General features: G+C 63.6%; 24 protein-coding genes. 15 read left to right on the top strand and 9 right to left on the bottom strand.

The genetic code is table 11. The features are described 5' to 3' along the window. The first annotated feature begins 34 nt into the window (after positions 1-34). Complete coding sequence (locus ACTJKX_RS06965; RefSeq protein ID WP_415087374.1) at positions 35-1,222, top strand: patatin-like phospholipase family protein; 1,188 nt, start codon at positions 35-37, stop codon at positions 1,220-1,222. A gap of 173 nt (positions 1,223-1,395) precedes the next feature. Further along, the gene (ilvD, locus tag ACTJKX_RS06960) at positions 1,396-3,237 is read left to right on the top strand and encodes a dihydroxy-acid dehydratase (protein WP_440724818.1); all 1,842 of its coding nucleotides are present in this window, start codon (positions 1,396-1,398) and stop codon (positions 3,235-3,237) included. A gap of 150 nt (positions 3,238-3,387) precedes the next feature. Here the strand turns inward: ilvD and ACTJKX_RS06955 are convergent, their stop codons facing one another. Further along, positions 3,388-3,870 carry a GNAT family N-acetyltransferase gene (locus ACTJKX_RS06955; protein WP_394309194.1) on the bottom strand — a complete coding sequence of 161 codons (483 nt, stop codon included), beginning with the start codon at positions 3,868-3,870 and terminating at the stop codon, positions 3,388-3,390. A gap of 75 nt (positions 3,871-3,945) precedes the next feature. Beyond that, on the bottom strand, positions 3,946-4,605 hold the full coding sequence (locus ACTJKX_RS06950) for an alpha/beta hydrolase (RefSeq protein ID WP_105862965.1): 660 nt from the start codon (positions 4,603-4,605) through the stop codon (positions 3,946-3,948). Between the two features lie 392 nt (positions 4,606-4,997). Here ACTJKX_RS06950 and ACTJKX_RS06945 point away from each other — a divergent pair, with 392 nt between their 5' ends. From ACTJKX_RS06945 to ACTJKX_RS06900, 10 genes are all read left to right on the top strand, one after another. Then, positions 4,998-6,173, top strand: a complete 1,176-nt coding sequence (locus ACTJKX_RS06945; RefSeq protein WP_440724817.1) for a cysteine desulfurase family protein — start codon at positions 4,998-5,000, stop codon at positions 6,171-6,173. Positions 6,174-6,227: 54 nt separating this feature from the next. Next, positions 6,228-7,700 (top strand): Fe-S cluster assembly protein SufB, encoded by a 1,473-nt coding sequence (gene sufB, locus ACTJKX_RS06940; RefSeq protein WP_311938216.1) that lies wholly within the window; start codon positions 6,228-6,230, stop codon positions 7,698-7,700. Between the two features lie 54 nt (positions 7,701-7,754). Next, on the top strand, positions 7,755-8,501 hold the full coding sequence (sufC, locus tag ACTJKX_RS06935; protein ID WP_068282568.1) for a Fe-S cluster assembly ATPase SufC: 747 nt from the start codon (positions 7,755-7,757) through the stop codon (positions 8,499-8,501). Positions 8,502-8,503: 2 nt separating this feature from the next. Further along, positions 8,504-9,826: a Fe-S cluster assembly protein SufD gene (sufD, locus tag ACTJKX_RS06930; RefSeq protein ID WP_440724816.1), complete on the top strand. Its 1,323-nt coding sequence runs from the start codon at positions 8,504-8,506 to the stop codon at positions 9,824-9,826. An 83-nt stretch (positions 9,827-9,909) separates the two neighbouring features. Beyond that, positions 9,910-11,154: a cysteine desulfurase gene (locus tag ACTJKX_RS06925; protein ID WP_367622617.1), complete on the top strand. Its 1,245-nt coding sequence runs from the start codon at positions 9,910-9,912 to the stop codon at positions 11,152-11,154. 11 nt (positions 11,155-11,165) lie between these two features. After that, positions 11,166-11,549 carry an SUF system Fe-S cluster assembly protein gene (locus ACTJKX_RS06920; RefSeq protein ID WP_068282576.1) on the top strand — a complete coding sequence of 128 codons (384 nt, stop codon included), beginning with the start codon at positions 11,166-11,168 and terminating at the stop codon, positions 11,547-11,549. A 111-nt stretch (positions 11,550-11,660) separates the two neighbouring features. Next, positions 11,661-12,038: a HesB/IscA family protein gene (locus tag ACTJKX_RS06915; protein ID WP_068283007.1), complete on the top strand. Its 378-nt coding sequence runs from the start codon at positions 11,661-11,663 to the stop codon at positions 12,036-12,038. Between the two features lie 12 nt (positions 12,039-12,050). After that, positions 12,051-12,416: a TfoX/Sxy family protein gene (locus ACTJKX_RS06910; protein ID WP_440724815.1), complete on the top strand. Its 366-nt coding sequence runs from the start codon at positions 12,051-12,053 to the stop codon at positions 12,414-12,416. Positions 12,417-12,449: 33 nt separating this feature from the next. Further along, positions 12,450-12,719: a DUF1467 family protein gene (locus ACTJKX_RS06905; RefSeq protein ID WP_311938224.1), complete on the top strand. Its 270-nt coding sequence runs from the start codon at positions 12,450-12,452 to the stop codon at positions 12,717-12,719. Next, complete coding sequence (locus ACTJKX_RS06900) at positions 12,719-13,249, top strand: DsbA family protein (protein WP_394309185.1); 531 nt, start codon at positions 12,719-12,721, stop codon at positions 13,247-13,249. The genes ACTJKX_RS06905 and ACTJKX_RS06900 overlap by 1 nt, the downstream gene beginning before the upstream one ends. Before the next feature lie 19 nt (positions 13,250-13,268). Here ACTJKX_RS06900 and ACTJKX_RS06895 read toward each other — a convergent pair whose 3' ends face one another. Then, entirely contained in the window at positions 13,269-14,279 is a 1,011-nt protein-coding gene (locus ACTJKX_RS06895; protein ID WP_440724814.1) for a zinc-dependent alcohol dehydrogenase family protein, read from the bottom strand. Positions 14,280-14,387: 108 nt separating this feature from the next. Here ACTJKX_RS06895 and ACTJKX_RS06890 point away from each other — a divergent pair, with 108 nt between their 5' ends. Beyond that, entirely contained in the window at positions 14,388-15,239 is an 852-nt protein-coding gene (locus ACTJKX_RS06890; RefSeq protein ID WP_440724813.1) for a LysR family transcriptional regulator, read from the top strand. Positions 15,240-15,249: 10 nt separating this feature from the next. On the opposite strand, the gene ACTJKX_RS06885 is transcribed toward ACTJKX_RS06890, so the two are convergent. Next, on the bottom strand, positions 15,250-15,498 hold the full coding sequence (locus ACTJKX_RS06885) for a DUF2842 domain-containing protein (RefSeq protein WP_311938231.1): 249 nt from the start codon (positions 15,496-15,498) through the stop codon (positions 15,250-15,252). Positions 15,499-15,756: 258 nt separating this feature from the next. Between ACTJKX_RS06885 and ACTJKX_RS06880 the strand changes: the two genes are divergently transcribed. Continuing rightward, a complete protein-coding gene (locus tag ACTJKX_RS06880; protein ID WP_440724812.1) occupies positions 15,757-16,848 on the top strand; it encodes a COX15/CtaA family protein in 1,092 nt (363 codons plus the stop codon). On the opposite strand, the gene ACTJKX_RS06875 is transcribed toward ACTJKX_RS06880, so the two are convergent. From ACTJKX_RS06875 to ACTJKX_RS06855, 5 genes are all read right to left on the bottom strand, one after another. Continuing rightward, positions 16,827-18,113 carry an O-acetylhomoserine aminocarboxypropyltransferase gene (locus tag ACTJKX_RS06875; RefSeq protein ID WP_311938234.1) on the bottom strand — a complete coding sequence of 429 codons (1,287 nt, stop codon included), beginning with the start codon at positions 18,111-18,113 and terminating at the stop codon, positions 16,827-16,829. The genes ACTJKX_RS06880 and ACTJKX_RS06875 overlap by 22 nt on opposite strands. Positions 18,114-18,268: 155 nt before the next feature. Continuing rightward, complete coding sequence (locus ACTJKX_RS06870) at positions 18,269-18,790, bottom strand: CoA-binding protein (protein ID WP_440724811.1); 522 nt, start codon at positions 18,788-18,790, stop codon at positions 18,269-18,271. A gap of 30 nt (positions 18,791-18,820) precedes the next feature. Next, positions 18,821-19,423 (bottom strand): hypothetical protein, encoded by a 603-nt coding sequence (locus tag ACTJKX_RS06865; protein WP_440724810.1) that lies wholly within the window; start codon positions 19,421-19,423, stop codon positions 18,821-18,823. Between the two features lie 5 nt (positions 19,424-19,428). Then, positions 19,429-20,208 (bottom strand): NAD kinase, encoded by a 780-nt coding sequence (locus ACTJKX_RS06860; RefSeq protein WP_440724809.1) that lies wholly within the window; start codon positions 20,206-20,208, stop codon positions 19,429-19,431. Positions 20,209-20,574: 366 nt separating this feature from the next. Further along, a complete protein-coding gene (locus ACTJKX_RS06855; protein ID WP_440724808.1) occupies positions 20,575-23,265 on the bottom strand; it encodes an Rne/Rng family ribonuclease in 2,691 nt (896 codons plus the stop codon). 739 nt (positions 23,266-24,004) lie between these two features. Here ACTJKX_RS06855 and ACTJKX_RS06850 point away from each other — a divergent pair. Continuing rightward, a complete protein-coding gene (locus tag ACTJKX_RS06850; RefSeq protein WP_440724807.1) occupies positions 24,005-25,333 on the top strand; it encodes an N-acetylmuramoyl-L-alanine amidase in 1,329 nt (442 codons plus the stop codon). Positions 25,334-25,468 lie beyond the last annotated feature (135 nt).

Here is a 25,468-nt window from a genome sequence, read left to right as displayed (position 1 = left end):
TAGCCGGCCTGGGTTTGCAGGATGGAAACGCGCCATGACAGTTGCAGATCGAGCCAGCACCCGCACCCGCCGTAAATCCGTCGATGCCGAGGAAGAGCGTAACGGTTTTCAGCGCATCGCCCTGCTGTTGCAGGGCGGGGGCGCGCTCGGTGCCTATCAGGCCGGTGCCTATCAGGCGCTTGAAGAGGGAGGCGTCCAGCCCAACTGGATCGCCGGTATTTCCATCGGTGCCATCAACGCGGCTTTGATCGCCGGCAATGCCCCCGGCGAACGTGTCGCCAAGCTTCGGCGCTTCTGGGAGATGGTGAGCGACCCGCCCTTCGAACCGGCTCTCGAATGGGTCCGCCTGTTCGCCCGGGAGGGCGACCGCCAGCACAAGCTGGTGAACCAGGTCCTGGCCGGCCAGGTTCTGCTGAAGGGAGCGCCGAAATTTTTCGAGCCGCGCTTTCCGCCGCCCTATTTCATGCCGGCCGGTTCCATCGGCGCCACCAGTTTCTATGATACCGCGCCCCTGAAGCAGACTCTGCTGCAGTTGGTCGATTTCGATCGGCTCAACAGCGGCGAGACCCGCTTTGCGGTTGGAGCGGTCAATATCGCCAGTGGCAATTTCGCCTATTTCGACAATGGCAACGGCACGGCGCGCATCACGCCGGAACATATCATGGCAAGTGGCGCTCTGCCGCCCGGTTTCCCGCCGATCGAGATCGACGGGCAATTCTATTGGGATGGCGGCCTGGTCTCGAACACGCCCCTGCAATGGATCCTGGAGCAGCAGGATCTCGATACGATCGCCTTCCAGGTCGATCTGTGGAATGCCCGCGGCGACATCCCCAAGGACATGGCCGAGGTCGAGGTCCGGCAGAAGGAGATCCAATATTCCAGCCGCACGCGGGCGGCGACCACCCGCGCTCGTGAACGCCAGCGCCTGCGTGGCGCACTTAAGCGCATCCTGGCGGAATTGCCGGCGGATTTCGGCCTGGAGGACGATGTCGAACTGCTCAGCAAGGCAGTCGAGCGCAAGGCCTGTAATATCGTGCAGCTGATCTACAGGGCCCGCAAATATGAAGGGGCCAGCAAGGACTATGATTTCTCCCGCCTGATGATGGAGGAGCATTGGGCTTCAGGCTACGAGGATGCCCGCCATGCCCTCGGCCATCCGGAGATCTTCCGCAAGCCCCGCAATGTGGAGGCCTTCGCCAGCTACGATTTCGGCGGAAGCTAGCGCCCCTGGGATCGCGGGCGTCTCGCCTGCTCTTGGAAATATCGAATTTGCCGGAAAGGAAGATGCAGGCGAGACGCCTGCCGTCTCAGGCGGAAACATGCTTGCCATTGTCGGCTTGGCGGCTCATATACGATCGCTTTCCCGCCTGATTTAACGAACGCACAGAGACGCCGATGCCTGCCTATCGTTCCCGTACCACCACCCATGGCCGCAACATGGCCGGTGCCCGTGGCCTCTGGCGCGCCACCGGCATGAAGGACGGGGATTTCGGCAAACCGATCATCGCTGTCGTCAACTCCTTCACCCAGTTCGTACCCGGCCATGTCCATCTCAAGGATTTGGGACAGCTGGTGGCCCGCGAGATCGAACAGGCCGGCGGCGTCGCCAAGGAGTTCAACACCATCGCGGTGGATGACGGCATCGCCATGGGCCATGACGGCATGCTCTATTCGCTGCCTTCGCGCGAACTCATCGCCGACAGCGTCGAATATATGGTCAATGCCCATTGCGCCGATGCGATGGTTTGCATTTCGAACTGCGACAAGATCACCCCCGGCATGCTGATGGCCTCGCTGCGCCTCAACATTCCCACGGTGTTCGTGTCCGGCGGGCCGATGGAGGCCGGCAAGGTCGTCCTCGGTGGCCAGAAGAAGGCGCTCGATCTCGTCGACGCCATGGTTGCGGCTGCCGACGACAAGGTCTCGGACGAAGACGTCAAGGTGATCGAGCGCTCGGCTTGCCCGACCTGCGGCTCGTGCTCGGGCATGTTCACCGCCAACTCGATGAACTGCCTCACCGAGGCCCTCGGCCTGTCGCTGCCGGGCAATGGCTCGACGCTCGCCACCCATGCCGACCGCAAGCGCCTCTTCGTCGAGGCGGGCCATCTCGTCGTCGATCTGGCGCGCCGCTATTACGAGCAGAACGATGAGAGCGTGCTGCCGCGCAAGATCGCCAGTTTCGGGGCTTTCGAGAATGCCATGACGCTCGATATCGCCATGGGCGGCTCGACCAATACGGTGCTGCATATCCTGGCTGCCGCCCATGAGGGCGAGATCGCCTTCACCATGGACGATATCGATCGGCTGTCGCGTCGCGTGCCGGTGCTCTGCAAGGTCGCCCCGGCCGTCAGCCATGTCCATATGGAGGACGTCCATCGCGCCGGCGGCATCATGGGCATTCTCGGCGAGCTCGATCGCGCCGGCCTGATCAACCGCGACCTGCCGACGGTGCATTCGGCCAGCATGGCGGAAGCCCTCGATCGGTGGGACGTCGTGCGCACCAAGAGCGAGAGCGTGCGTGAGTTCTTCAAGGCCGCGCCGGGCGGCGTGCCGACCCAGGTCGCCTTCAGCCAGGACCGGCGCTGGGACGATGTCGATCTCGACCGCGAGAAGGGCGTGATACGCTCGGCTGAGCATGCCTATTCCAAGGATGGCGGCCTCGCCGTGCTGAAGGGCAATCTGGCGCTCGACGGCTGTATCGTGAAGACGGCCGGCGTCGACGAGTCCATCCTGAAATTCGCCGGCCCGGCCGTGGTGTTCGAGAGCCAGGATGCGGCCGTGGACGGCATCCTCAACGGTAAGGTCAAGGCCGGCGACGTCGTCGTCATCCGCTACGAAGGACCGCGCGGCGGGCCGGGCATGCAGGAAATGCTGTATCCGACCAGCTATCTGAAGTCGAAGGGTCTCGGCAAGGCCTGCGCCCTGATCACCGATGGCCGCTTCTCCGGCGGCACTTCGGGCCTGTCGATCGGCCACGCCTCGCCGGAAGCGGAAGAGGGCGGCACCATCGGCCTGGTCGAGCCCGGCGATCGCATCGAGATCGACATTCCCAACCGCACCATCGTGCTGGCCGTGCCGGAAGCCGAGCTCGAGCGCCGCCGCGCCGTCAAGGGAGCCGCGCCCTGGCGCCCGGCCGCGCCGCGCAAGCGCAAGGTCACCACGGCCCTGCGCGCCTATGCCGCCATGGCCACCAGCGCCGCCAAGGGTGCCGTGCGCCAGGTTCCGGATTTCGATTGAGCCCGGCGTGCCGGTCTTCTCAACTCCATCGAGAGATGGAGTGGGACCGGCACGTTCTTTCTGGGATCGCCGGCTTCCAGCCGGCTCTTGGAAGCACTGCACCCGCCGATGAGCAAGAGCCGGCTGGAAGCCGGCGGTCCCAGGAAATCCTCAACCGCCTCTAGCCAGCTTCTCCAGCGCCTCGCCGGTCAGGCGGCAGCCGATCCATTCCTTGCGCAGCACGGCCCCCTGTCTCTCGTAGAAGCCGATGGCAGGTTCGTTCCAGTCGAGCACGGACCATTCGAGGCGTCCCAGCTTTTCCGTGACGCAGCGCTTGGCAAGATGGCCCAGCAGGGCCTGGCCGATGCCGTGGCCGCGATAGGCGTCCCGGACGAACAGATCCTCCAGATAGATGCCGTGGCGGCCGAGGAAGGTCGAGTAGCTGTAGAACCACAACGCAAAGCCGGCCGTCTCGCCCTGCCATTCCGCGATCTCACAGAAGACGCGCGGATTGGTGGCGAACAGGCTGGCCCGGATGTCGGCTTCGGTGGCAACCGCCTCCTGCTCCAGCTTCTCGTAGAGCGCCAGGCCTCGGATCAAATCCAACACGGTTGCGGTATCGGCCGGTTCGGCGCGGCGGATGGTCAGGGACATTGTCGTGCTCCAACAAAAAGCCCGCCTTGAGGGCGGGCTGACTGTGTAGCCTGAAACCGTGATTTCAACAGTAATTCAGGCCGCGTCGATATCGTTCAGGCCGAGGCGCTTGTCGAGATAGGACGAACAGGACGCAATCAGTTCGTCCGTCTTGTTGTCGAAGAAGTGGTTGGCACCGGCAATGACCGATTGCTCGATGACGATACCCTTTTGCGTCTTCAACTTCGACACCAGCGTCTCGACGTCCTTGAGCGGTGCGACGCGATCGGCATCGCCGTGGACGATCAGGCCAGAGGACGGGCAGGGGGCGAGGAAGGAGAAGTCGAAGCGATTGGCGGGTGGGGCAACCGAGATGAAACCCTCGATCTCCGGGCGGCGCATCAGGAGCTGCATGCCGATCCAGGCCCCGAACGAGACGCCGGCGATCCAGCAGGACTTGGCGTCGGGCGTCACCGCCTGGACCCAGTCGAGCGCCGAGGCGGCATCGGAGAGCTCACCGGCGCCGTGGTCGAAGGAGCCCTGGCTGCGGCCGACGCCGCGGAAATTGAAGCGCAAGGCCGAAAAACCGCGCTGCACGAAGGCATAGAACAGATCATAGACGATCTTGTTGTTCATCGTCCCGCCGAATTGCGGATGCGGATGCAGGACAATCGCAATGGGGGCCCCACGCTGCTTGGACGGCTGGAAGCGGCCTTCGATGCGGCCTGCCGGGCCGGTGAACGTAACTTCGGGCATATATTGAGTTGCCTTTTTCGTGTGCCAGAGCAGTGCTCGGTTGATCCGAACGGTTCCCGATCAGCCGAGTTCCGCGAGAACTTCGAAACCTTGCAGGATATCCGGGCCCTCCTTAGGGCGGACCGCGAATTCCCGCTTGGGACGCGCGCTCCGGCTCCGATGACTGGCCTTGACGGCTGAGGGAGGCAGGAGTATGACTTTAGAATAATTCTAATGACTTAGAACCATTCTAAAGAAGCTCACCGCTCGGATGCGATGCGCTCTGATCCATGCGCCGATGAGGACGCATTGCACCCAGCCCGCGTTCGGGTAGCGCTTCTTAACACGAAGAGCAGGGCGTTTTGCAAGCTTTTCCGCATCGGTAGAGCGGCAGAACAATGGATTTTTGAGGTTTGACCAGGTCGCGCACCTATCTGGACCACAATGCAACCACGCCATTGCGGCAGGAGGCTCGCGCCGCCATGCTGTCCGCGCTGGATCTGTGTGGTGCGCCATCTTCGGTGCATGCGGATGGCCGTGTGGTGCGCAAGCTGGTGGAGGCGGCGCGCCATGATGTCGCCGATCTCGTCGGTGCGCTCGCCAAGAACGTGGTTTTCTGCGCCTCCGCTACGGAAGCCAACAATCTCGCCCTCAATCTCGACTGGCAACGCCCCGGCAAGCCGCCCCTCCGGCGCATGGCTGTGTCCAGCGTGGAGCATGCCAGCGTATTGAATGGCGTGCGTCCGCAGGGCACGGAACTCGACCTGTTGCCGGTGGATGGGAATGGGGTGCTCGACCTCAACGCACTCGAGGATCGGCTGAGCGCTTGGCACGAACGCGGAGAGACGGGCCTCGTGTCGGTGATGCTGGCCAACAACGAGACCGGAGTGGTGCAGCCGGTGGCCGAGATTGCCGCTCGTGTGCGTGAGGCCGGCAGCCTGTTTCATTGCGATGCCGCGCAGGCGGCAGGAAAAATCTCCTGTTTGATCAACGAAATCGGGGCCGATCTTCTAACGATTTCGAGCCACAAGCTTGGCGGGCCGCTTGGCGCCGGCGCGCTGGTGTTGGCCAGCGATAGCCTGCATCAGCCCAATGCTCTCATCCGCGGCGGCGGCCAGGAGAAGGGATTGCGGGCCGGTACCGAGAACGTACCGGCTCTGGCCGGCTTTGGCGCGGCAGCACGCGCCGCCGCGCGGGAGCTCGCGGCTTACGGGCAGGAGAGCCTTGCCTTGCGTTCGACTCTGGAGGCGGCGTTGCGGGACGCGTCGCCGGACATTGTGCTGTTCGGCGAGGGCGTCCGGCGCTTGCCCAACACGCTGAATTTCGCCGAACCGGGGATGGCGGCGGAAACGACATTGATTGCGCTGGATCTTGAGGGTATTTCCGTCTCCTCGGGATCTGCCTGCTCGTCGGGCAAGGTGAAGGTCAGCCATGTGCTGACAGCGATGGGCGTGGCGCCGGCGCTGGCCGGTAGCGCCTTGCGCGTATCGCTGGGACGGGAAACCACAGTCCAAGAGATCGAGTTTTTCGTCGCGGCCTGGAAAAGGCTGCGCAAGAACTTACATGACAGAAGGCATCGGGCAGCATAAATCCCTGTCCGATCTGTAAAATTTGCTGCTTTCGGGTGGCACCAGGAGACCAACATGCCTGCAGTCCAGGAAACCGTCGAACAGGTCCGGGCGATCGACGTCGACCAATATAAATATGGCTTCGTCACGGACATCGAGATGGAGCTTGCACCCAAGGGCCTGTCCGAAGAGATCGTGCGCTACATCTCGGCCAAGAAGGGCGAGCCGGAATGGATGACCGAATGGCGCCTCGATGCCTACAGGCGCTGGATCACCATGCAGGAGCCGACCTGGGCGCGCGTGGAATATCCGCCGATCGATTTCCAGGATCTCTATTATTATGCGGCGCCCAAGCAGAATGCCGCGCCAAAATCGCTCGACGAGATCGATCCGGCCATTCTCAAAACCTATGAGAAGCTCGGCATTCCTCTGCGCGAGGTCGAAATCCTCGAGGGCGTGGCGCCGGCCAACCGCATTGCCGTCGATGCGGTGTTCGACTCGGTCTCCGTCGTCACCACCTTCAAGGAGGAATTGAAGAAGGCCGGCGTGATTTTCTGCTCCATCTCCGAGGCGCTGCGCGAGCATCCGGACCTGGTGAAGAAGTATCTCGGTACCGTGGTTCCGACCACCGACAATTTCTATGCGACGCTGAACTCGGCCGTGTTCTCGGACGGGTCCTTCGTCTATGTGCCGCCGGGCGTGCGCTGCCCGATGGAGCTGTCGACCTATTTCCGCATCAACGAGGAAAAGACCGGTCAGTTCGAGCGCACTTTGATCATCGCCGACAAAGGAGCTTATGTCTCCTATCTCGAAGGCTGCACGGCTCCCCGCCGCGACGAGAACCAGCTTCACGCCGCCGTGGTCGAACTGATCGCGCTCGAGGACGCCGAGATCAAATATTCCACCGTGCAGAACTGGTATCCGGGTGACTCCGAGGGCAAGGGCGGCATCTATAATTTCGTCACCAAGCGTGGCGATTGCCGCGGTGCGCGCTCGAAGATTTCCTGGACGCAGGTCGAGACCGGTTCGGCCATCACCTGGAAGTACCCGTCCTGCATCCTGCGCGGCGAGGGCTCCCAGGGCGAGTTCTATTCGATCGCCGTGTCGAATGGCCGCCAGCAGGTCGACAGCGGCACCAAGATGATCCATCTCGGCAAGAATACCAAGAGCCGGATCATCTCCAAGGGCATCTCGGCCGGCCATTCCAACAACACCTATCGCGGCCTGGTCTCGGCCCATCGCAAGGCCACGGGCGCCCGCAACTTCACCAATTGCGACTCGCTGCTGATCGGCGAGCACTGCGGGGCGCACACCGTGCCCTATATCGAATCGAAGAATTCGACGGCGGTGTTCGAGCATGAGGCCACCACCTCGAAGATCTCGGACGACCAGCTGTTCTATTGCCTTCAGCGCGGCCTGTCGGCCGAGGAGGCGACGGCGCTGATCGTCAACGGCTTCGTCAAAGACGTGCTTCAGCATTTGCCGATGGAATTCGCGGTCGAGGCGCAGAAGCTCATCTCCATCAGCCTCGAAGGCAGCGTCGGCTAAGGCGGCGCGTCACCTCTTTCACGCTCCGGCGTCACTATTTCTAGGAACTCTACGATGCTCGAAATCAAGAACCTCCATGCCGAAATCGACGGCAAGCCGATCATCCAGGGGCTGAGCCTCACGGTGAAGGACGGCGAAGTCGCGGCGATCATGGGCCCGAACGGCTCCGGCAAGTCGACCCTTTCCTATATCCTGGCCGGCAAGGAAGACTATGAGGTCACGCAGGGCGAGATCCTGCTCGACGGCGAGAACATCCTGGAGATTCCGGTCGAGGAGCGCGCGGCGCGCGGTGTCTTCCTGGCCTTCCAGTATCCGCTGGAAATCCCCGGCGTCGCCACCATGACCTTCCTGAAGGCGGCCTTGAATGCCCAGCGCAAGGCGCGTGGCGAGGCCGAGCTCTCCACGCCGGACTTCATCAAGCGTGTCAACAGTGCTGCCGATGAGCTTAAGATCTCGAAGGAAATGCTGCGCCGCGCCTTCAATGTCGGCTTCTCCGGCGGTGAGAAGAAGCGTATGGAAATCCTGCAGATGGCTCTGCTGCAGCCGAGCCTCGCCGTGCTCGACGAGACCGATTCCGGCCTCGATATCGACGCGCTGCGCATCGTGGCGGACGGCGTGAACGCGCTGCGCTCGCCCAAGCGCTCCTTCATCGTCATCACCCATTATCAGCGCCTGCTCAACCATATCGTCCCCGATAGCGTGCATGTCCTCTCCAAGGGCCGCATCGTGAAGTCGGGTGGCAAGGAACTGGCGCTCGAGCTCGAAGCCAACGGCTATCGCGACTACGAGGAAGCTGCGTAACCATGGCCAATATCGTTGCTGTAAAGACTTCGGCCGAGACGGCGCTGGATGAGGCGTTCGGCGGCCTGCGCGAGACGCTGCCCGGTGCGGCGACCGTGCGCGGCCTGCGCGAGGGGGCGATTGCCCGCTTCCGCGCAAGCGGCCTGCCGCATCGCCGGGTCGAGGAGTGGAAATATACCGACCTGCGCAACCTGATGCGCGATGCCAATCCCGTTGCTACCAGCCCGTGGGGAACACCCGGTGCGGCGGGCAAGGCGGAGGAGTTTCTCGCCGGGCTCGAGCATATCCGCCTGGTGATCGTCGACGGCGCCTATTCTCCGGCGCTGTCGAACCTTGCCACACTGCCGGCGGGGTTGAAGGTGACGTCGCTCGCCGAGGCGCTCGCCTCGACGGACGATGCACTCATCGCCGATCTCAGCGCCGGAGCGCCTGACAATTCCGTGCTCGATCTCAACACCGCCTTCATGAGCGACGGCGTGGTTGTGAGCGTCGATGCGGGCGTCGAAATCGGCCTGCCGGTTGCCATCGAGACCCGCCACACCGGTACGGTGGCGCAGGCAACCTTCACGCGGTCGCTCGTTGTCCTGGGCGTCGGCGCCAAGCTGACGCTGATCGACAGCTATGAGGGGCCGGAGGGCGTTGCCCATCAGACCAATGCGGCGCTCGCCGTCAAGGTCGGCGACGGTGCCGAACTGCAGCGCATCAGCTTCCAGGTTCAGGGCCTGGAGGCCCAGCACATCTCCACCGTGCTGGCCTCGCTCGGCAAGGAAGCTCTGTTGCAGAGCTTCGCCCTGGAGGCTGGCGCAGCCGTGGCGCGCAACCAGCTCTTCGTCACCTATAAGGGTGACGATGCCAAGATCGTGCTGTCGGGCGCGACGCTGCTGGCCGGCAAGCGCCATGCCGACACCACTTTGGTGGTGGATCATACGGCACTGGGCGGTGAGAGCCGCGAGCTTTTCCACGCGGTCATCGACGACGAGGCCCGCTCGGTGTTCCAGGGCAAGATCGTGGTTCGTCCCGGTGCACAGAAAACGGACGGGCGCATGATGAGCCGTTCGCTGCTGCTGTCGGAGACGGCCGAGGCCAATGCCAAGCCGGAACTCGAGATCTTCGCCGATGACGTCGTCTGCGCCCATGGCGCGACCTGCGGCGCCCTGGACGAGGATCTCCTGTTTTACTGCAAGGCCCGCGGCATCCCGCAGAAGGAGGCCGAGGCGATCCTGGTGCAGGCTTTCGTCGGCGAGGCCGTCGAGACGGTGGAGAACGAGGAACTGCGTGAGCGCCTCAACGCCCTCACCGAGGCCTGGCTCGACAAGCGGGTCTGAAGGAGTGGCGGCCACGGGCCGCCATTCCAGGGTTGCGATTGATGGGGTGGCGGGACCGCCACTCCGAGTGAAGGAACAGGAACGTGAACAAGCCCGTCGCCGCACTTCCTTATGATCTGGCTAAGGTCCGTGCCGACTTTCCGGCCCTGTCCCTGCAGGTCCACGGCAAGCCGCTGGTCTATCTCGACAATGGTGCATCGGCCCAGAAGCCCCAGGCGGTGCTCGATCGCATGATGCATGCCTACACGCATGAATATGCGAATGTTCACAGGGGCTTGCATTATCTTGCGAATGCAGCGACGGAAGCGTATGAGGCCGGCCGCGAGAGCGTGCGCAAGTTCCTCAACGCCCCCTCGATCGAGCAGATCATCTTCTCGCGGTCGGCAACTGAATCCCTCAACCTCGTCGCCGCCTCCATGGGGCGGCTGCTCGAGATCGGCGAGGGCGACGAGATCGTGCTCTCGATTATGGAGCACCATTCCAACATCGTACCCTGGCACTTCCATCGTGAACGCGCCGGTGCCGTGCTGAAATGGGCGCCGATCCGCGAAGACGGCTCCTTCGATATCGAGGCTTTCGAAAAGCTCCTGGGGCCGCGCACCAAGATGGTCGCGATCACCCATATGTCGAACGTGCTGGGCACGGTGACGCCACTCAAGGAGATCGTCGCCCTGGCCCATGCCCGCGGCATTCCGGTGCTGGCCGACGGCAGCCAGGGCGCCGTGCATCTCGATGTCGACGTCCAGGATCTCGACGTCGATTTCTACGCCTTCACCGGCCACAAGGTCTATGGGCCCACCGGCATCGGCGTGCTCTACGGCAAGAAGGAGTGGCTGGAGCGCATGCCGCCCTTCAATGGCGGCGGCGAGATGATCGGCGAGGTGACCGAGGACAACATCACCTATGCCACGCCGCCCCATCGCTTTGAAGCCGGCACGCCACCGATCGTGCAGGCGATCGGGCTGGGTGCGGCGGTGGACTACATGATGGCGCTCGGCCGCGACAATATCCGGGCTCACGAGGAGAAGCTCCTGCATTATGCCCAGGAGCGCCTCTCCAAGCTCAATTCGATCCGGATTTTTGGTGAGGCGCCGGGTAAGGGTGGTATCGTATCCTTCGAGCTGAAGAATGCCCATGCCCATGACGTAGCGACCGTGCTGGATCGCTACGGTATCGCCGTGCGGGCAGGAACGCATTGCGCTCAACCGCTTTTGGCGCGATATGGCGTAACTTCGACCTGCCGCGCATCCTTCGGGCTTTACAATACGCTCGACGAGGTAGATGCATTGGTCGAGGCGCTGATCAAGGCGCAGAGCTTTTTCGCATGACGGAGGCAGTGATGGCCGACGGAAATCTGGCCGAGACCCGGCCCAATGAACCGGCTGTCGCAGGGGCGACGGCCTTGCCGCCGGAAGAGATCGATCGGCTGACCGACGCGATCGTGGCCGCCCTCAAGACCGTCTACGATCCGGAAATCCCGGCCGACATCTACGAACTCGGCCTGATCTACCGTGTCGAGATCGCCGACGATCGCAAGGTGAGCATCGACATGACGCTCACTGCGCCGGGCTGCCCGGTGGCGGGCGAGATGCCCGGCTGGGTGGAGAATGCCGTTGCAAGCGTGCCCGGTGTCTCCGAGGTGCAGGTGAAGATGGTTTTCGATCCGCCGTGGGATCAGTCGCGCATGTCCGACGAGGCGCGCGTTGCGCTGGATATGTGGTGAGGGATCCAATCCTCTCCCTCTCGCATTCGCGCCGAGTCGCGCTTATATTCGTGGGGTAAACCGAGCGCCGGGCCTTGAACCCGGTGTTGTTGGAGTGTTCCAGTGAGCAAGATCCGTCCGAAGTTCAAGGTCGTTTCGCTGACCGATGCCGCAGCCGACAAGATCAAGGCCATCATGGCCAATGCCGAGCGGCCCTATGAAGGCGTACGCGTTGGCGTCAAGAATGGCGGCTGCGCCGGCATGTCCTACACGATGGAATATGCCGAAACGGCAAACCCGCTTGACGAGGTGGTCGAGGACAAGGGCGTCAAGGTCCTGATCGATCCCAAGGCCGTGCTGTTCCTGCTCGGCACCGAGATGGACTACAAGACCGACAAGCTTTCGGCCCAGTTCGTGTTCAACAATCCCAATCAGACCTCGGCCTGCGGCTGTGGCGAGTCGGTAGCGATTACGCCGGCTGCGAGTGGCGCCCTGGAAGCGACGGCCTGAGGCTGCCGCCGGATGGATCACGAGCATCTGCGCAACCTCTTCGCTGGCATGCCCCGTCTATCCATCCGCCGCTTGTTCGGCGGGGTTGGCCTTTATTCCGATGGCGTGGTCTTCGCACTCGGTGCTTTCGATGAGATCTGGATCAAGGCGGATGCCGAGAGCCAGCCTCTGTTCGAGCAGGCAGGTTCGCGCCCCTTCCGCTACCGGGGCAAGAACCGTGAGGTGCAACTGCCATATTGGAGCCTGCCTGACCGGGCGCTGGACGATCCCGATGAAGCGTTGAAATGGGCTCGGCTCGGCCTCACGGTTTCCTTGCGTGCGCCGAAGCAGGCGTCTAAAGCAAAACGTTCCAGGAAGAGCGCGTCGCAGCCTTTGTGAGTGTTCTCGTTTCCTCGATATCGGACCGTCGCCATGTCCATCGTGCTTTCGATCGCCCTGTTCTTCGTCATCTGGTGGATGACGCTGTTCGCCGTGCTGCCGCTGGGCGTGAAGAGCCAGTTCGAGGGCGGCGAGGTGGTGCCGGGCACCGAGGCCGGCGCACCGCAAAGGCCGATGCTTCTGAAGAAGGCAGGCATCACTACGGTGATTGCCGCGGCGATCTTCACCTGCGTGTATCTCGTCGTGTCGAAACATTGGATGCCGCACCAGATCTTCGACATCGTGCCGGACCTGAAGCAATAATGGCCGTGCTCTCACGCGACGTCGGTGCGCAGGACCATGTGAAGGGGCCGGCCGATGCGCCGGTCACCCTGGTCGAATATGGCGATTTCGAATGCCCCTATTGCGGCGAGACCGTCGGCGTGATCGACGGCGTTCAGCGTCTGATGGGTGACAGGCTGCGCTATGTCTTCCGGCATTTTCCCCTGGTCGAGCCGCATCCTTTCGCCCTGCATGCCGCCGGCCTCGCGGAAGCCGCCAGTGAAGTCGGACGGTTTTGGGAAGCGCATCGCATCCTCTACGACAACCAGCATGCGCTCGATGACAGGGCGCTGCGCAGTTACGGGCGCCGGCTCGGTCTCGGTCAGGACGCCGTCGAGGCGGCCCTGGGCGGGCGCTATGCCGCCAGGATCGAGCTCGATTTCGAGAGCGGCATCGCCAGCGGCGTGAATGCGACACCGACCCTGTTCATCAATGGCACCCGTCACGATGGCCGCCGCGACCTCAGGGGGCTGCATGCGGCCCTGCTGGCTGCTGCGGAAAGCCGAGGCTGAGCCTGTTGCCCGCAGCACCTCAATGCTGCAGCACGATCTTGCCGAAATGCGTGCCGCCTGCGAGATGGCGCAGGGCTTCGCCGATATCCGTCCAGGGATAGCAGCGATCGATCACCGGTCGAATCCTGCCGCCGTCGATGGCCCGTACCATTGCCTCGAAGGAGGCGCGTGAGCCGACTGGAATGCCCCGCACCGTCACCTGGCGCCGGAAGATGTCGAGCGGATTGATGGTTCCCTCAGTACCGCCGAGATAGCCGATCACGCTGATTTGACCGCCGCGGCGTACGGCACGCAGGGACTGTGCGAAACTGTCGGGACCGCCCACTTCCAGGACATGATCGACGCCTCGCCCATAGGTCAGCTCGATCACGGCGTCCGCCCATTGCGGATGCTTGCGATAGTTCACGCCGGCCGCGGCCCCCAGGGCCCTGGCGCGCTCGATCTTCTCGTCGCTGCTCGAGGTGACGATGACACGAGCGCCGGCATTGACGGCAAATTGCAGGGCAAAGATCGAAACGCCGCCCGTGCCGAGCACGAGGATGGTGTCGCCGGCCTTGAGGTGTCCTTGCGTGACCAGGCTGTGCCACGCCGTCACGCCGGCGCAGGGCAGTGTGGCTGCTTCGAGGTCGGTGAGGTGGGCGGGCGCGGGTACGACAGCCTGTTCGTCGAGGGCGGCATATTCGGCCAGCAGCCCGTCAAGCGGGCCGCCGCGCTGATGGCTTGGCTCGGCCATGTCGAAACTGCCGCCGACCCAGCGTTGCCAGAACGTGCTGCAGACCCGGTCTCCGACCGTCACGCGGCTGACGCCTTCGCCGAGCGCGACCACTTCGCCGACGCCGTCCGAAACCGGGATCAGTGGCAAGGGGAAGCGGGTGTGATAGCTGCCGCGGATGATCTCAAGATCGCGGTAGTTGAGGGCCGTGGCCCTGATGCGCACGATCACTTCCTGGCGTCGCGGCGTCGGCATCGGTCGTTCGACCAGCCGCAGATTGTCGATGCCAGGCTCGCCGTCGATGATGATGGCCTTCATTCTCGTCTCCTTGCCCGTTTGGCTTGGCAAGGATGCGAGCGCAGTACATAATGTTCAAATTCATAATAATCAGAATTAATATGTAGAGAGTGTATGATGCTGAGCGAGATGCGCACTTTCGTTCTGTTCGCCGAAGAAGGTTCGATCCAGAAGGTCGCCGAGCGTCTGCCTTTGACGCAGCCGGCGGTCACCCGCCAGATCCAGCGGCTCGAACAGCTTCTCGGCTTCGAACTGCTCGACCGTCGCCAGAAGCCATCGGCCTTGGCGCCCTTGGGTGTCGAGGCGCTCGCGCGTTGCCGAAAGGTGCTGGCCGCCTATGACGAGTTTACGCAGATGGCAAGCCAGCGTGACCCCGAAGGCATGCTCAGGCTGGGTGTCGCCCATGGCATTGCCGGCAGTGCCCTGGTGCCGATCATTCGTGACCTGCGACAGCGATTTCCGAACGTGATGCTGCGCTTGACCACGGGCTGGAGCCAACCGCTGTCCGAGCAGCTTGGCCGTGGTCATCTCGATGCCGCCGTGCTGCTTTCGGCCGAGGTTGTCGCCGACCGGCTCAGCATCCTGGGACAGGAGCATCTGTCGATCATCACCGCCAGTGCCGACGCTGCCGGGAAGGCGAGTGGCTCGATCGCCGAGGCCGGCTGGATTCTCAGTCCCGAGCCATGCGAGGCCCGCCGGCTCCTGGCTTCGGCCATGGTGCGGCGGGGACAGGCCTTGCATGTCGCCGCCGAAGTTCAGGATTCCGGCCTGCAACTGGCCCTGGTGCGGGAGGGGCTCGGCCTCAGCCTGTTGCCGCGCAGGGTCCTGGAACGAGCCGCCATTCCGGGCATTGCCGCGATCCAAGAGGCCGATGATCTCGCCCTGGTTCTCGACGTTCAGATGCAGCGCTCGCCGCATCTTCGCTCGCTCGACCCTGTCGTCGACGTCCTGGCGCAGGCGATAGGGGCCTGGATGGGGTGAGGGGCAGTCCTTATCCCTTCGGCTTGTTCCCGGGCTTTTCCATCCATTTGATGATGAGCATGGCCGGAAAGACCCAGGCAAGGCCCAGAATGGCATAGAGGATGGGTTGCAGCCAGGCGGGGGCATCGGTGATGCGGCCTTCCGCCAGCGCCATGGCGAGGAGGGCATAGACCACGACCAACACCAGCATCGCCAGCGAACCGACCAGTTTGCGCAGGGACGGGGCCTTGTAGTCCTGGGCCATGATCTCGAACTCCATGGTTCAGCGTCGTCTCCGCCAGCCGGAAAGGCGCAGGCCGACATGCCGCTGGAGTGCGACGCGAGCGCGCGTTGCTCCTGGCCAGCGATTTCTATATCTGTGCGCCTTCTAGAGCAAAGCGCGTTCAAGTGTGAACGCTTATTTGCTCCAACTCTCTGTTTCCAAGTCAATCCAATGGATTGGCTTGAGCGTCGTTGCCCGTCTCGGCGATCCCGTCAGAGCGCAAAGCGCTGTCCAAGCCAGTCGATCAGGAAAGGCATGCGTGTGGCCGCCATTGCAGACAATCCCCCCCTTATCGGCATGAGCCGCGGCCATCTTGCCGCTGTCCGCGCCTGGCTCGTCGTCGTAGCGGTGCTGGTGATTGCCATGGTGGTGGTGGGCGGCGCCACGCGCCTGACCGAGTCCGGGTTGTCGATCACCGAATGGCAGCCGATCAAGGGCACCATTCCGCCGCTCTCCGCTGCCGAGTGGACGGCCGAGTTCGAGAAATACAAGCAGATTCCGCAATATGTGAAGCTGAACCTCGGCATGTCGCTCGAGGAGTTCAAGTTCATCTATTGGTGGGAGTGGAGCCACCGCCTGCTCGGGCGCCTGATCGGTATCGTCTTCGCCGTGCCTTTCCTGATCTTCTGGCTGCGCGGCTGGCTGACGCCCAGGCTTACGGTGAAGCTGGTCGGCCTGCTGGCGCTCGGCGGCAGCCAGGGATTGCTGGGCTGGTGGATGGTGAAATCGGGCCTTGCCGATCGGACCGAGGTCTCCGAATATCGCCTGGCCATGCATCTGACCCTGGCCTGTCTCATCCTCACCGCCATCGTCTGGGTCGCGTCTTCGCTCAAGGAAGAACGCGCCAGCGGCTCTGTGCCGGGAGCAGCGCGGGCGATCGCCTATCTCCTGGTACCTCTCATCCTGGTGCAGATCTTCATGGGCGGCCTGGTGGCCGGCCTGAGGGCCGGCATGGCCTACAATACCTGGCCGCTGATGGATGGCCATTTCGTCCCGGCGCTGAACAATCTCTACATCATGGCGCCGACCTGGGTGAACCATTTCGAGAACGCGCTGACCGTGCAGTTCCAGCACCGCATGGTGGCCTATCTCATCGTGGGGCTGGCCCTGCTGCAGGCCTGGCTGGCCATGCGTGGAGGCAATGGCCCGGCGCGCGGCCGGGCCTTGCTGGTGGCGGCCGTCGCGCTGGGCCAGGCGGCGATCGGCATCATCACGCTCGTGCTGGTCGTGCCGCTCTGGGCGGGAATCCTGCACCAGCTCGGCGGCGTCCTGCTGCTCACCGCTGCGACGGTACACGCGCAGCGGCTGGTTGCAGGGCCGGCGCCTCAGCTCCCCGCGAGGGCCTGATCGAGGTCGGCAATGATGTCCTTGACATCCTCGATGCCGACCGAGATGCGCACCACGTCGGGACCCGCGCCTGCCGCCTTCTTCTGTTCATCCGACAACTGCCGATGGGTGGTCGAGGCAGGGTGAATGATCAGCGAGCGGGTGTCGCCGACATTGGCGAGATGCGAGAACAATTTGACGTTCGATACCAGCTGGATGCCGGCCTCGTTGCCGCCCTTCAGGCCGAAGGTGAACACCGCGCCGGCGCCCTTGGGGCAGTATTTGCGGGCGAGGGCGTTGTAGCGGTCGGCATCGAGGCCGGGATAGGACACCCAGGCCACGCCGGGATGCTCGGCCAGATACTGGGCGACCGCCAGGGCATTGTCCGAATGCTTCTGCATGCGCAGCGGCAGCGTCTCGATGCCCGTCAGGATCAGGAAGGCATTGAAGGGCGACAGCGCCGGGCCGAGGTCGCGCAGGCCGAGCACGCGCGCGGCGATGGCGAAGGCGAAATTGCCGAAGGTCTCGCCGATGACGATGCCGTTATATTCCGGGCGCGGCGCCGACAGGAAGGGATAGCGGCCCGAGGAGAGCCAGTCGAACTTGCCGCCGTCGACGATGACGCCGCCGATCGAGTTGCCATGCCCGCCCAGGAACTTGGTGGCCGAATGCACCACGATGTCGGCGCCGAAGTCGATCGGGCGGGTGAGATAGGGCGAGGCGAGGGTGTTGTCGACGATCAGCGGCACGCCGGCCTTCTTGGCGATGGCGGCAATGGCGGCGATGTCGGTGATGATGCCGCCGGGATTGGCGATGGATTCGATGAAGATCGCCTTGGTCTTCGGCGTCACCGCCGCGGCAAAACTGGAGGGATCATTGGCATCGGCCCAGCGCACGTTCCAGTCGAACGAGCGGAAGGAATGGTTGAACTGGTTGATCGAGCCGCCATAGAGCTTGTTGGAGGCGATGAATTCGTCACCCGGCTGCAACAGGGTGTGGAACACCAGCATCTGCGCGGCGTGCCCGGAGGCCACGGCCAGGGCGGCGGTACCGCCTTCCAGCGCGGCGACGCGTTCTTCCAGCACCGCATTGGTGGGGTTGGTGATGCGCGAATAGATATTGCCGAAGGCCTGCAGCCCGAACAGCGAAGCGGCATGGTCGACATCGTCGAAGACGAAGGACGTCGTCTGGTAGATCGGGGTGGCGCGCGCGCCGGTGGTTGGGTCGGGCTGTGCCCCCGCGTGAACGGCAAGCGTTGAAAACCCTGGTTGTTGCCCAGCCGACATCATGATCCTCCTTGGATGGTCTTGTAGAATGCTTGGCCGCAATGACACGGCGTTGGTGAATTGGTGTCATTGCGAGCGCAGCGAAGCAATCCAGTTTTTGTAGGAGGACGCTGGATTGCTTCGCTGCGCTCGCGATGACAGACAGTACCGGCAGCCTATTGGCGCAAGCCGAGGCGTTGGAAGCCGCGGGTATCGCGGGTGGCGCGTTTGGAAGAAATCGCTCCGGAATTGACACCGGCCCAGCCGATCTCGCCGGACAGCCGGCCATATTCGATCTTGGGGCAGCGGTTCATCACCACCTCGATGCCGGCGGCTTCGGCTTTCGCAGCCGCGGCATCATTGCGCACCGTCAACTGCATCCAGATCACCTTGGGTAGGACAGGCAGGGCCAGGATCTCGTCGACCACCGCACCGGCCGCCTCGGAATTGCGGAAGATATCGACCATGTCGACGGGGCCGGGCAGAGCTGCCAGGCTGGCATAAACCGGCAGATCCAGGATGGTCTTGCCGGCGAGGCCCGGATTGATCGGGAACATCTGATAGCCACGCAGCTTGAGATATTTCAGCACGAAATAACTCGGCCGGACCTCATTGGCCGAAGCGCCGACCATGGCGATGGTGTGAACCTTGCGCAGGATGTCGCCGATATAGTCGTCAGAATAGCTGTCGTGGTTCATTCACACATCCGCCGGTCATCGATCGGTCAATCAATTGGCTTCGGCTATCGGTTTGAGCTTGTCGAGGAAGGGTTTCACCACCTCGGCATTGCCGGGCAGGGGTGTCAAGGCCTGCAGGGAGGCAAACTGCTCGTCGAGTTGCTGCAGCGCCTCCTTCTTCTTTTCGGGGGTGAGGCTCTGGTCCGCCTCGATCTCGGCCCGCGCCTTGGCCTTGTCTGCCTCGGGATCGTTCTGGCCGCTGTCGGCAGCACCGTTATTGTCGGGGACATCTGCCTGATAGGCCAGCATCACCGAATTGGTGACGATATCGAGCGCGTCCAGATCCTTGAAATCATACTTGCTCAGAATCGCATCGGTGCGCGTCTTGGCATCGGCAATGTCCTGGAATGCCGGCAGGGAGGCCACCGGATCATCGCCCGGCGTGTCGGAACGGTCGCCGTATTTCCTGGTGAGGTCGGTCGCAAGCACCGTCAACTCGGCGCGCGCGGCAATGAACTTCTCCACCATCGCTGCAGTCAGCTTGACCTGATCATCGCTCGCTCCGGCAGTGCCGGCCAGGAAACAGGCCGATAGGGCCAAGCCGGAAGCAAGACATAGGCGGCGGGCGAATTGCCTGATGGTGGAAGCGTGCATGTTGGCTACCAATCGAATTGCTCGCGCAGGATACGTTCGTCGAGCGAGTGCCCAGGATCATGCAGCATGACGAGGTCTTGCGACGAATCCATGGCTATCTCGACACGCTGCACGTCCTTGACCTCGACATTGTCGCCGACCGCATTGACCGGCCGCTTGGCCGGCTCCAGCACGTCTATGGTGACGCGTGCCCGCTGCGGCAGGATGGCACCACGCCAGCGGCGAGGGCGAAACGCCGAGATCGGGGTGAGCGCTAGCAGGGGCGCCTCCAGGGGCAGGATCGGACCGTTGGCCGACAGATTATAGGCGGTCGATCCGGCAGGCGTCGCCACGATCAGGCCATCGCAGATCAGGCTCTCCAGCCGGACATGCTCGTCGATCGAAATTCTGAGCTTGGCTGCCTGGAAACGGGCGCGCAGCAGTGAGACTTCGTTGATGGCATAGGATTTCGACGTGTGGCCACGCGTATCGACCGCGCACATCGCAAGCGGATGCACCACGCTGCGCCGGGCCTTGGCCAAGCGGTCATGCAGGTCGTTTTCGCGGAACTCGTTCATCAGGAAGCCGACGGAGCCACGATTCATGCCGTAAATCGGAAGCTTGCGGCCCATCAACCTGTGCAATGTCTGCAGCATGAGGCCATCGCCGCCGAGAGCGACGACAACCTCCGCCTCCTCGATCGGGACGTTGCCATAGCGGGCCGTGAGCGACTTGAGCGCCTTGCGCGCCGAAGTGGTTGCAGTGGCCACGAAGGCGATCTTCTCGAAATGATGTTTGCTGGTCACGAATGAAATCGCAATGGGAATGTTCGCTGGACCAGGGCGAGCCCGGGTCGATGGGTAAGGCAGGCGACGCATGCCCGCTGCCAGCCTATCGCGAAAAAATGCCGGCTGCCAATGCTCAAAGCGTCTTGCCGTCGGGCGCAAACGCCCAGAGTTGCAGGAACGCTTCCCAGCCCATGGCCACGGCATAAGAAAACGCCGCACTGACCATCAGTGCGGCGCCTTCTAGGATCACCAAGCGCCCCGCCATCCGACGCAAGCGCCGCGAATCGCAAGGTTGCTCTGGCCTATCGTCGGACTGGTCTGGATACGAAAGGGCCGAGCAAAGGAGCGGTCGGTCATGAACGCCCTCTGCTCAGGTCGCTCACCTCATTTCTTCGACCACCATCCGGCCTTTTTCGGCTTGGCCGGATCGACGGCGTCGACATAGACATAGGCCGAAGGGTTGGACACCACGACTTCCCGTACCGCGGCAGATGCCACAGCTTCCTGAACCGGCTCCGGTTCCGGCTCGGCGACGGGAGCCGGTGCCGGGGGCTGTTCGGCCTGAACGGGCTCGGCCTCCGGGGCAGGGACCGGCACGGGTTCGCTCTCTGCCTCCGTCTTGATCGCCACCTGCTTGCGGCCCCGGCGCTTGGGCTTGGGCTTCTCTTCGACGACCGCCTCGGGCGCGGCCTCGGCAACGGCCGGAGCTTCGACAGTTTCCGCTGCAACGGCTTCGGCCGCCGCAGCCTCGGGAGCAGGAGCTTCGGCTGCTGGCGTTTCAGTTTCGGCACTTGCCGGCGTCTCGACCTCGGCCTCGCGGCGACCGCCACGACGTCCGCGGCGCCGACGCTTGCCGGCATCGGCAGCCTCATCTTCGCTCGGTGCAGTAGCTTCGGCGGCCGGGGGCGGCGTCACCTCCTCGGCGACGGGGGACTCGACGGCGACCTGCTCGGCAGCCGGCGCGGCATCCTCGCCTTCACCTTCGCTTTCACCCTCGTTTTCATTGGCTGCGGCGTTCGGTGCATCTGCCTCGCCGCCGGCGCCATTGCCCCGGCGGCGGCGGCGGCGGCGGCGGCGCTTGCGACCGCCGTCGCCGGCATCGGCTTCGCCATCCGCGGCCTGGTGGCGCGGCTTGCGGCCACCCTCGGTCTCCTTCTCCTCCTCCTCGTCGGCTTCGACTTCGATCTCGACTTCGACCACTTCTTCGGCCGGCGGGAAGGAATCGACCTGGACCGTGGTCGCCACCGGACGGGGTTCCTGCGGCGTGGCGATATCGCCGCGCTCGATCAGGTAGTTCTGGTTGCCCACGATTGTCTCATCGGCGCTGACGGTGATCGAGACGCCGAAACGGGCTTCCAGTGCATAGAGATGGCCACGCTTATGGTTGAGCACATAGAGCGCGGTCGCCGTCCGGGTACGCAGCACCAGATTATGTGTGGCGCTCTTGAGAAGCTGGTCTTCGAGGGCGCGCAGGATGTGCAGCGCCACCGAGGTGACGGAGCGGACATGGCCGCTGCCGCCGCAATGGGCGCATACTTCGGTGGAGGATTCCAGCACGCCGGTGCGGATACGCTGGCGCGACATCTCCATCAGGCCGAAATGCGAGATGCGGCCGACCTGGATGCGAGCCCTGTCGTTCTTCAGGCAATCCTTGAGCTTGCGCTCGACCGAGCGGTTGTTGCGGCTCTCGTCCATGTCGATGAAATCGATGACGATCAGGCCGGCGAGGTCGCGCAGGCGCAGCTGGCGGGAGATTTCCTCCGCCGCTTCGAGATTGGTCTTGAGGGCGGTGTCCTCGATATTGTGCTCGCGCGTAGCGCGGCCCGAGTTGACGTCGATCGAAACCAGCGCCTCGGTCTGGTTGATGACGATGTAGCCGCCTGATTTGAGGCTGACGGAGGGCGAGAACATCGCATCGAGCTGGGCCTCTACGCCGAAGCGCTGGAACAGCGGTGCCGCCTCGCGATAGGCCTGCACGTTCTTGGCATGGCTCGGCATGAGCATGCGCATGAAGTCCTTGGCTTCGCGATAGCCGTCGTCGCCGGCGACGATCACCTCGTCGATGTCCTTGTTGTAGAGGTCGCGGATCGAGCGCTTGATCAGCGAGCCTTCTTCATAGACCAAGGTCGGTGCGGCGGATTTCAGCGTGAGATCGCGGACGTTCTCCCACAGGCGCAGCAGATATTCGAAGTCGCGCTTGATCTCGACCTTGGTGCGCGAGGCACCGGCCGTGCGCAGGATCACGCCCATGCCGTCAGGCACGTCGAGTTCGCCGGCCACGGCCTTCAGGCGCTTGCGGTCGACGGCATTGGTGATCTTGCGGGAGATGCCGCCACCACGGGCGGTGTTGGGCATCAGCACCGAATAGCGGCCGGCCAGCGAAAGATAGGTGGTGAGGGCCGCGCCCTTGTTGCCACGCTCTTCCTTGACGACCTGGACCAGCAGCACCTGGCGGCGCTTGATCACTTCCTGGATCTTGTACTGCTTGCGGGGACGGGAGACACGCTCGGGGATGTCGTCGGCAACATCACCGCCGCCGAGGGCTTCGACATGCTCCTCGTCGGAGCCGGAGCCGACCTCGACGATGCCGCCCGAGCCACCATCCTCACCCGCGCTGTCGTCGGAGGCTTCAGGCTCGGGGGGCGAAGCGACAACGGCGGCCGTCTCGGCTTCTGCAGCCTCGGTGCGGTTCTGGCCACGGCCGCGGCGGCGGCGCGAACCGCTCCGGCGGCCTTCGCCCGCACCGTTGGCGTTGCCGTTTTCCTCGTCGTCTTCCTCGTCGCGATGCGAGCGCTGTTCCTCGGCCAGCAAGGCCAGGCGATCGGCAACGGGGATCTGGTAATAATCGGGATGGATTTCCGAAAAGGCGAGGAAGCCATGGCGGTTGCCGCCATATTCCACGAAGGCCGCCTGCAGGGACGGTTCGACGCGGGTGACCTTGGCGAGATAGATATTGCCGCGCAGCTGCTTGCGATTGGCTGCCTCGAAGTCAAACTCCTCGACGCGATTGCCGCGGACCACCACGACCCGGGTTTCCTCCGGGTGGGCGGCATCGATCAACATTTTGTTGGCCATTATTATTTTCTCTCTGGCAAGCACGGCCGGGGTCATGCGCGGGGCTGCTGGCGGCGAACACCGATACAGCCCTGCCGATGCGGCAGGCGCTTGCTCTGTTGGCTGGGACAAGGCTCGATGAGGGGCGAATGGTATGTCCCGAAGGCGAAAGCGGCAGTGTTCGTGCAAACCACTCGGGGAGTGCACGCTGCATCACTTCTCGACGTCCGGGGGATGCTGTTGTTTGCATCGCTCCATCACCGGGTTCGGGTCTCGGGACTGCTCCCGCGACGGCGCTCTCGGTCGATGGGCGGGACGGGATATCCGACCGGCGCTCGCGCCGATCCGGATCGCAGGGCGATCCGCACGCCACCCGTGATTCTCCTTATCCTCTAAGGACACATCAGCAGCCGGATAACCTCGGCTTGGCCGGCACCGCATACGATCGTCACGCTTTCACGGCGCAACCGGTCTGCAGGGACCATTCTGATGCTCGAATTCGGCATGGTCGGAGAACCATTCGAGAGCAGATTTGTTTTATCGAGTTCTTGTTCGATTTGGCAAGGATTTCCGTTGGGTGTTGCAGGAAGGACACGCAAAACGTCGGGTCTGCGTTAACGTCCGGGACACCGTTCGGGGCCTTCATCATTGTTTCGCCACTTCCGACCGGATATTGGCAAGGCCGAATTTTGCACTGGGCCCTGCGTTGCCGCGACGGGAGCCGCATGCGCGACGGCCGTGTTCGGCGGGACAATTGGAGATGATGGGCGGAATGAGGCTCGCCGCGATAGGCATGCTGGTCTTGTTGGGGGTGGGACAGGTCCAGATGGCCCGTGCCGCCCAAGGGCCCGTTGCCCCTCCGGTCACGGCCGAACCCGCGCCGACGCAGCCACCCGCGACAGCGTCGCCATCCGCCCTGACGGCCAGTGATGCGCGCCTCGCGGGTGACGACAAGCGCACGCGCCTGATCGTCGATCTTCACGGTTCCGTGAGCGACCTGAATTTCCGCGTCTTCGTGCTGCCCGATCCCTATCGCGTGGTGGTCGATCTGCCGCAGATCGAATTCGGCATGCCACCGGACACCGGCAAGCATGGGCGTGGCGTGGTCAGCGCCTATCGATTTGGCCTGATCGCGCCCGGAAAGTCCCGCATCGTGCTGGATCTAACCGAGCCGGCGGCGGTGGACAAATCCTTCCTCCTCGATGCGCTCGACGATCAGCCGGCGCGGCTGGTGATCGATCTGGTCAAAACGGATCGGGCCGCTTTCCTGCGCACGGCGGCGAGCCAGAGGAGTTCGGACATGACGGCGCATCCGCAGCCACCGCAACCCTCGCCACCTTTGTTGCCGGAGAGCCAGCCTGGTCTGCCCGTTGTCGTGGTCGACCCCGGCCATGGCGGCATCGACATGGGCGCGACGTCCAAATCCGGCGAGCAGGAAAAGACCATTGTGCTCGAATTCGCCAAGCGGCTTGCCGACAAGATCAATGGGACGGGGCGCTATCGGGCCGTGCTCACCCGCGACGGCGACACCTTCATCTCGTTGGCCGGCCGCGTACAGTTCGCGCGGGCCAACCGCGCCTCGCTGTTCATCTCGGTGCATGCGGACACCCTGCACGACCCGTTCGGGGTTCGGGGGGCGACGATCTACACGCTCTCGGATCGGGCCTCCGACGCCGAATCGGCTCGCTATGCCGAGCAGGAGAACAAGGCGGATGCGATTGCGGGCGTGGACCTGGCGTCGGAGCCCGGCGATGTGGCCGATATCCTCATCGATCTCACGCGGCGCGAGACCAAATCCTTCTCCAACGGCTTTGCCAAGGTCCTCATCGACCAGTTCCAAGCTGCAGCCACGCTGAACAAGAACCCGCACCGCTCGGCCGGCTTCAAGGTGCTGACCGCGCCCGACATTCCCTCGGTGCTGTTGGAGCTCGGCTATTTGTCGAGCCGGGATGACGTGAAGCTGCTGACCTCGGACGATTGGCGCAGCCGTGCCGCCGATGCCGTGGTAACGGCCATCGATGGTTTCTTCCAGCAGCGCCGCGCCAACCAGCCGGCCGCCTCCAGCGGCTCCGCTCCGGCAACGCCCTGAAGCGCTTCACGCCGGCGTCACTGCGGGTCTTGCACAGGCATGTTGCCCGGGAGCCGCAGTTTCTCCACAAAAGCCCTGCAAAAGCGTTGAGGTGCAGTTGCCGCCCTTGGGTTCGGCCGGCCTGGCATGTTAGAT

Source organism: Labrys sp. 22185 (assembly GCF_052045555.1).
Lineage (GTDB): Bacteria > Pseudomonadota > Alphaproteobacteria > Rhizobiales > Labraceae > Labrys > Labrys neptuniae.
The sequence above is the reverse complement of the archived record's forward strand: the minus strand, read 5'-3'. Positions and strand labels throughout refer to the sequence as shown.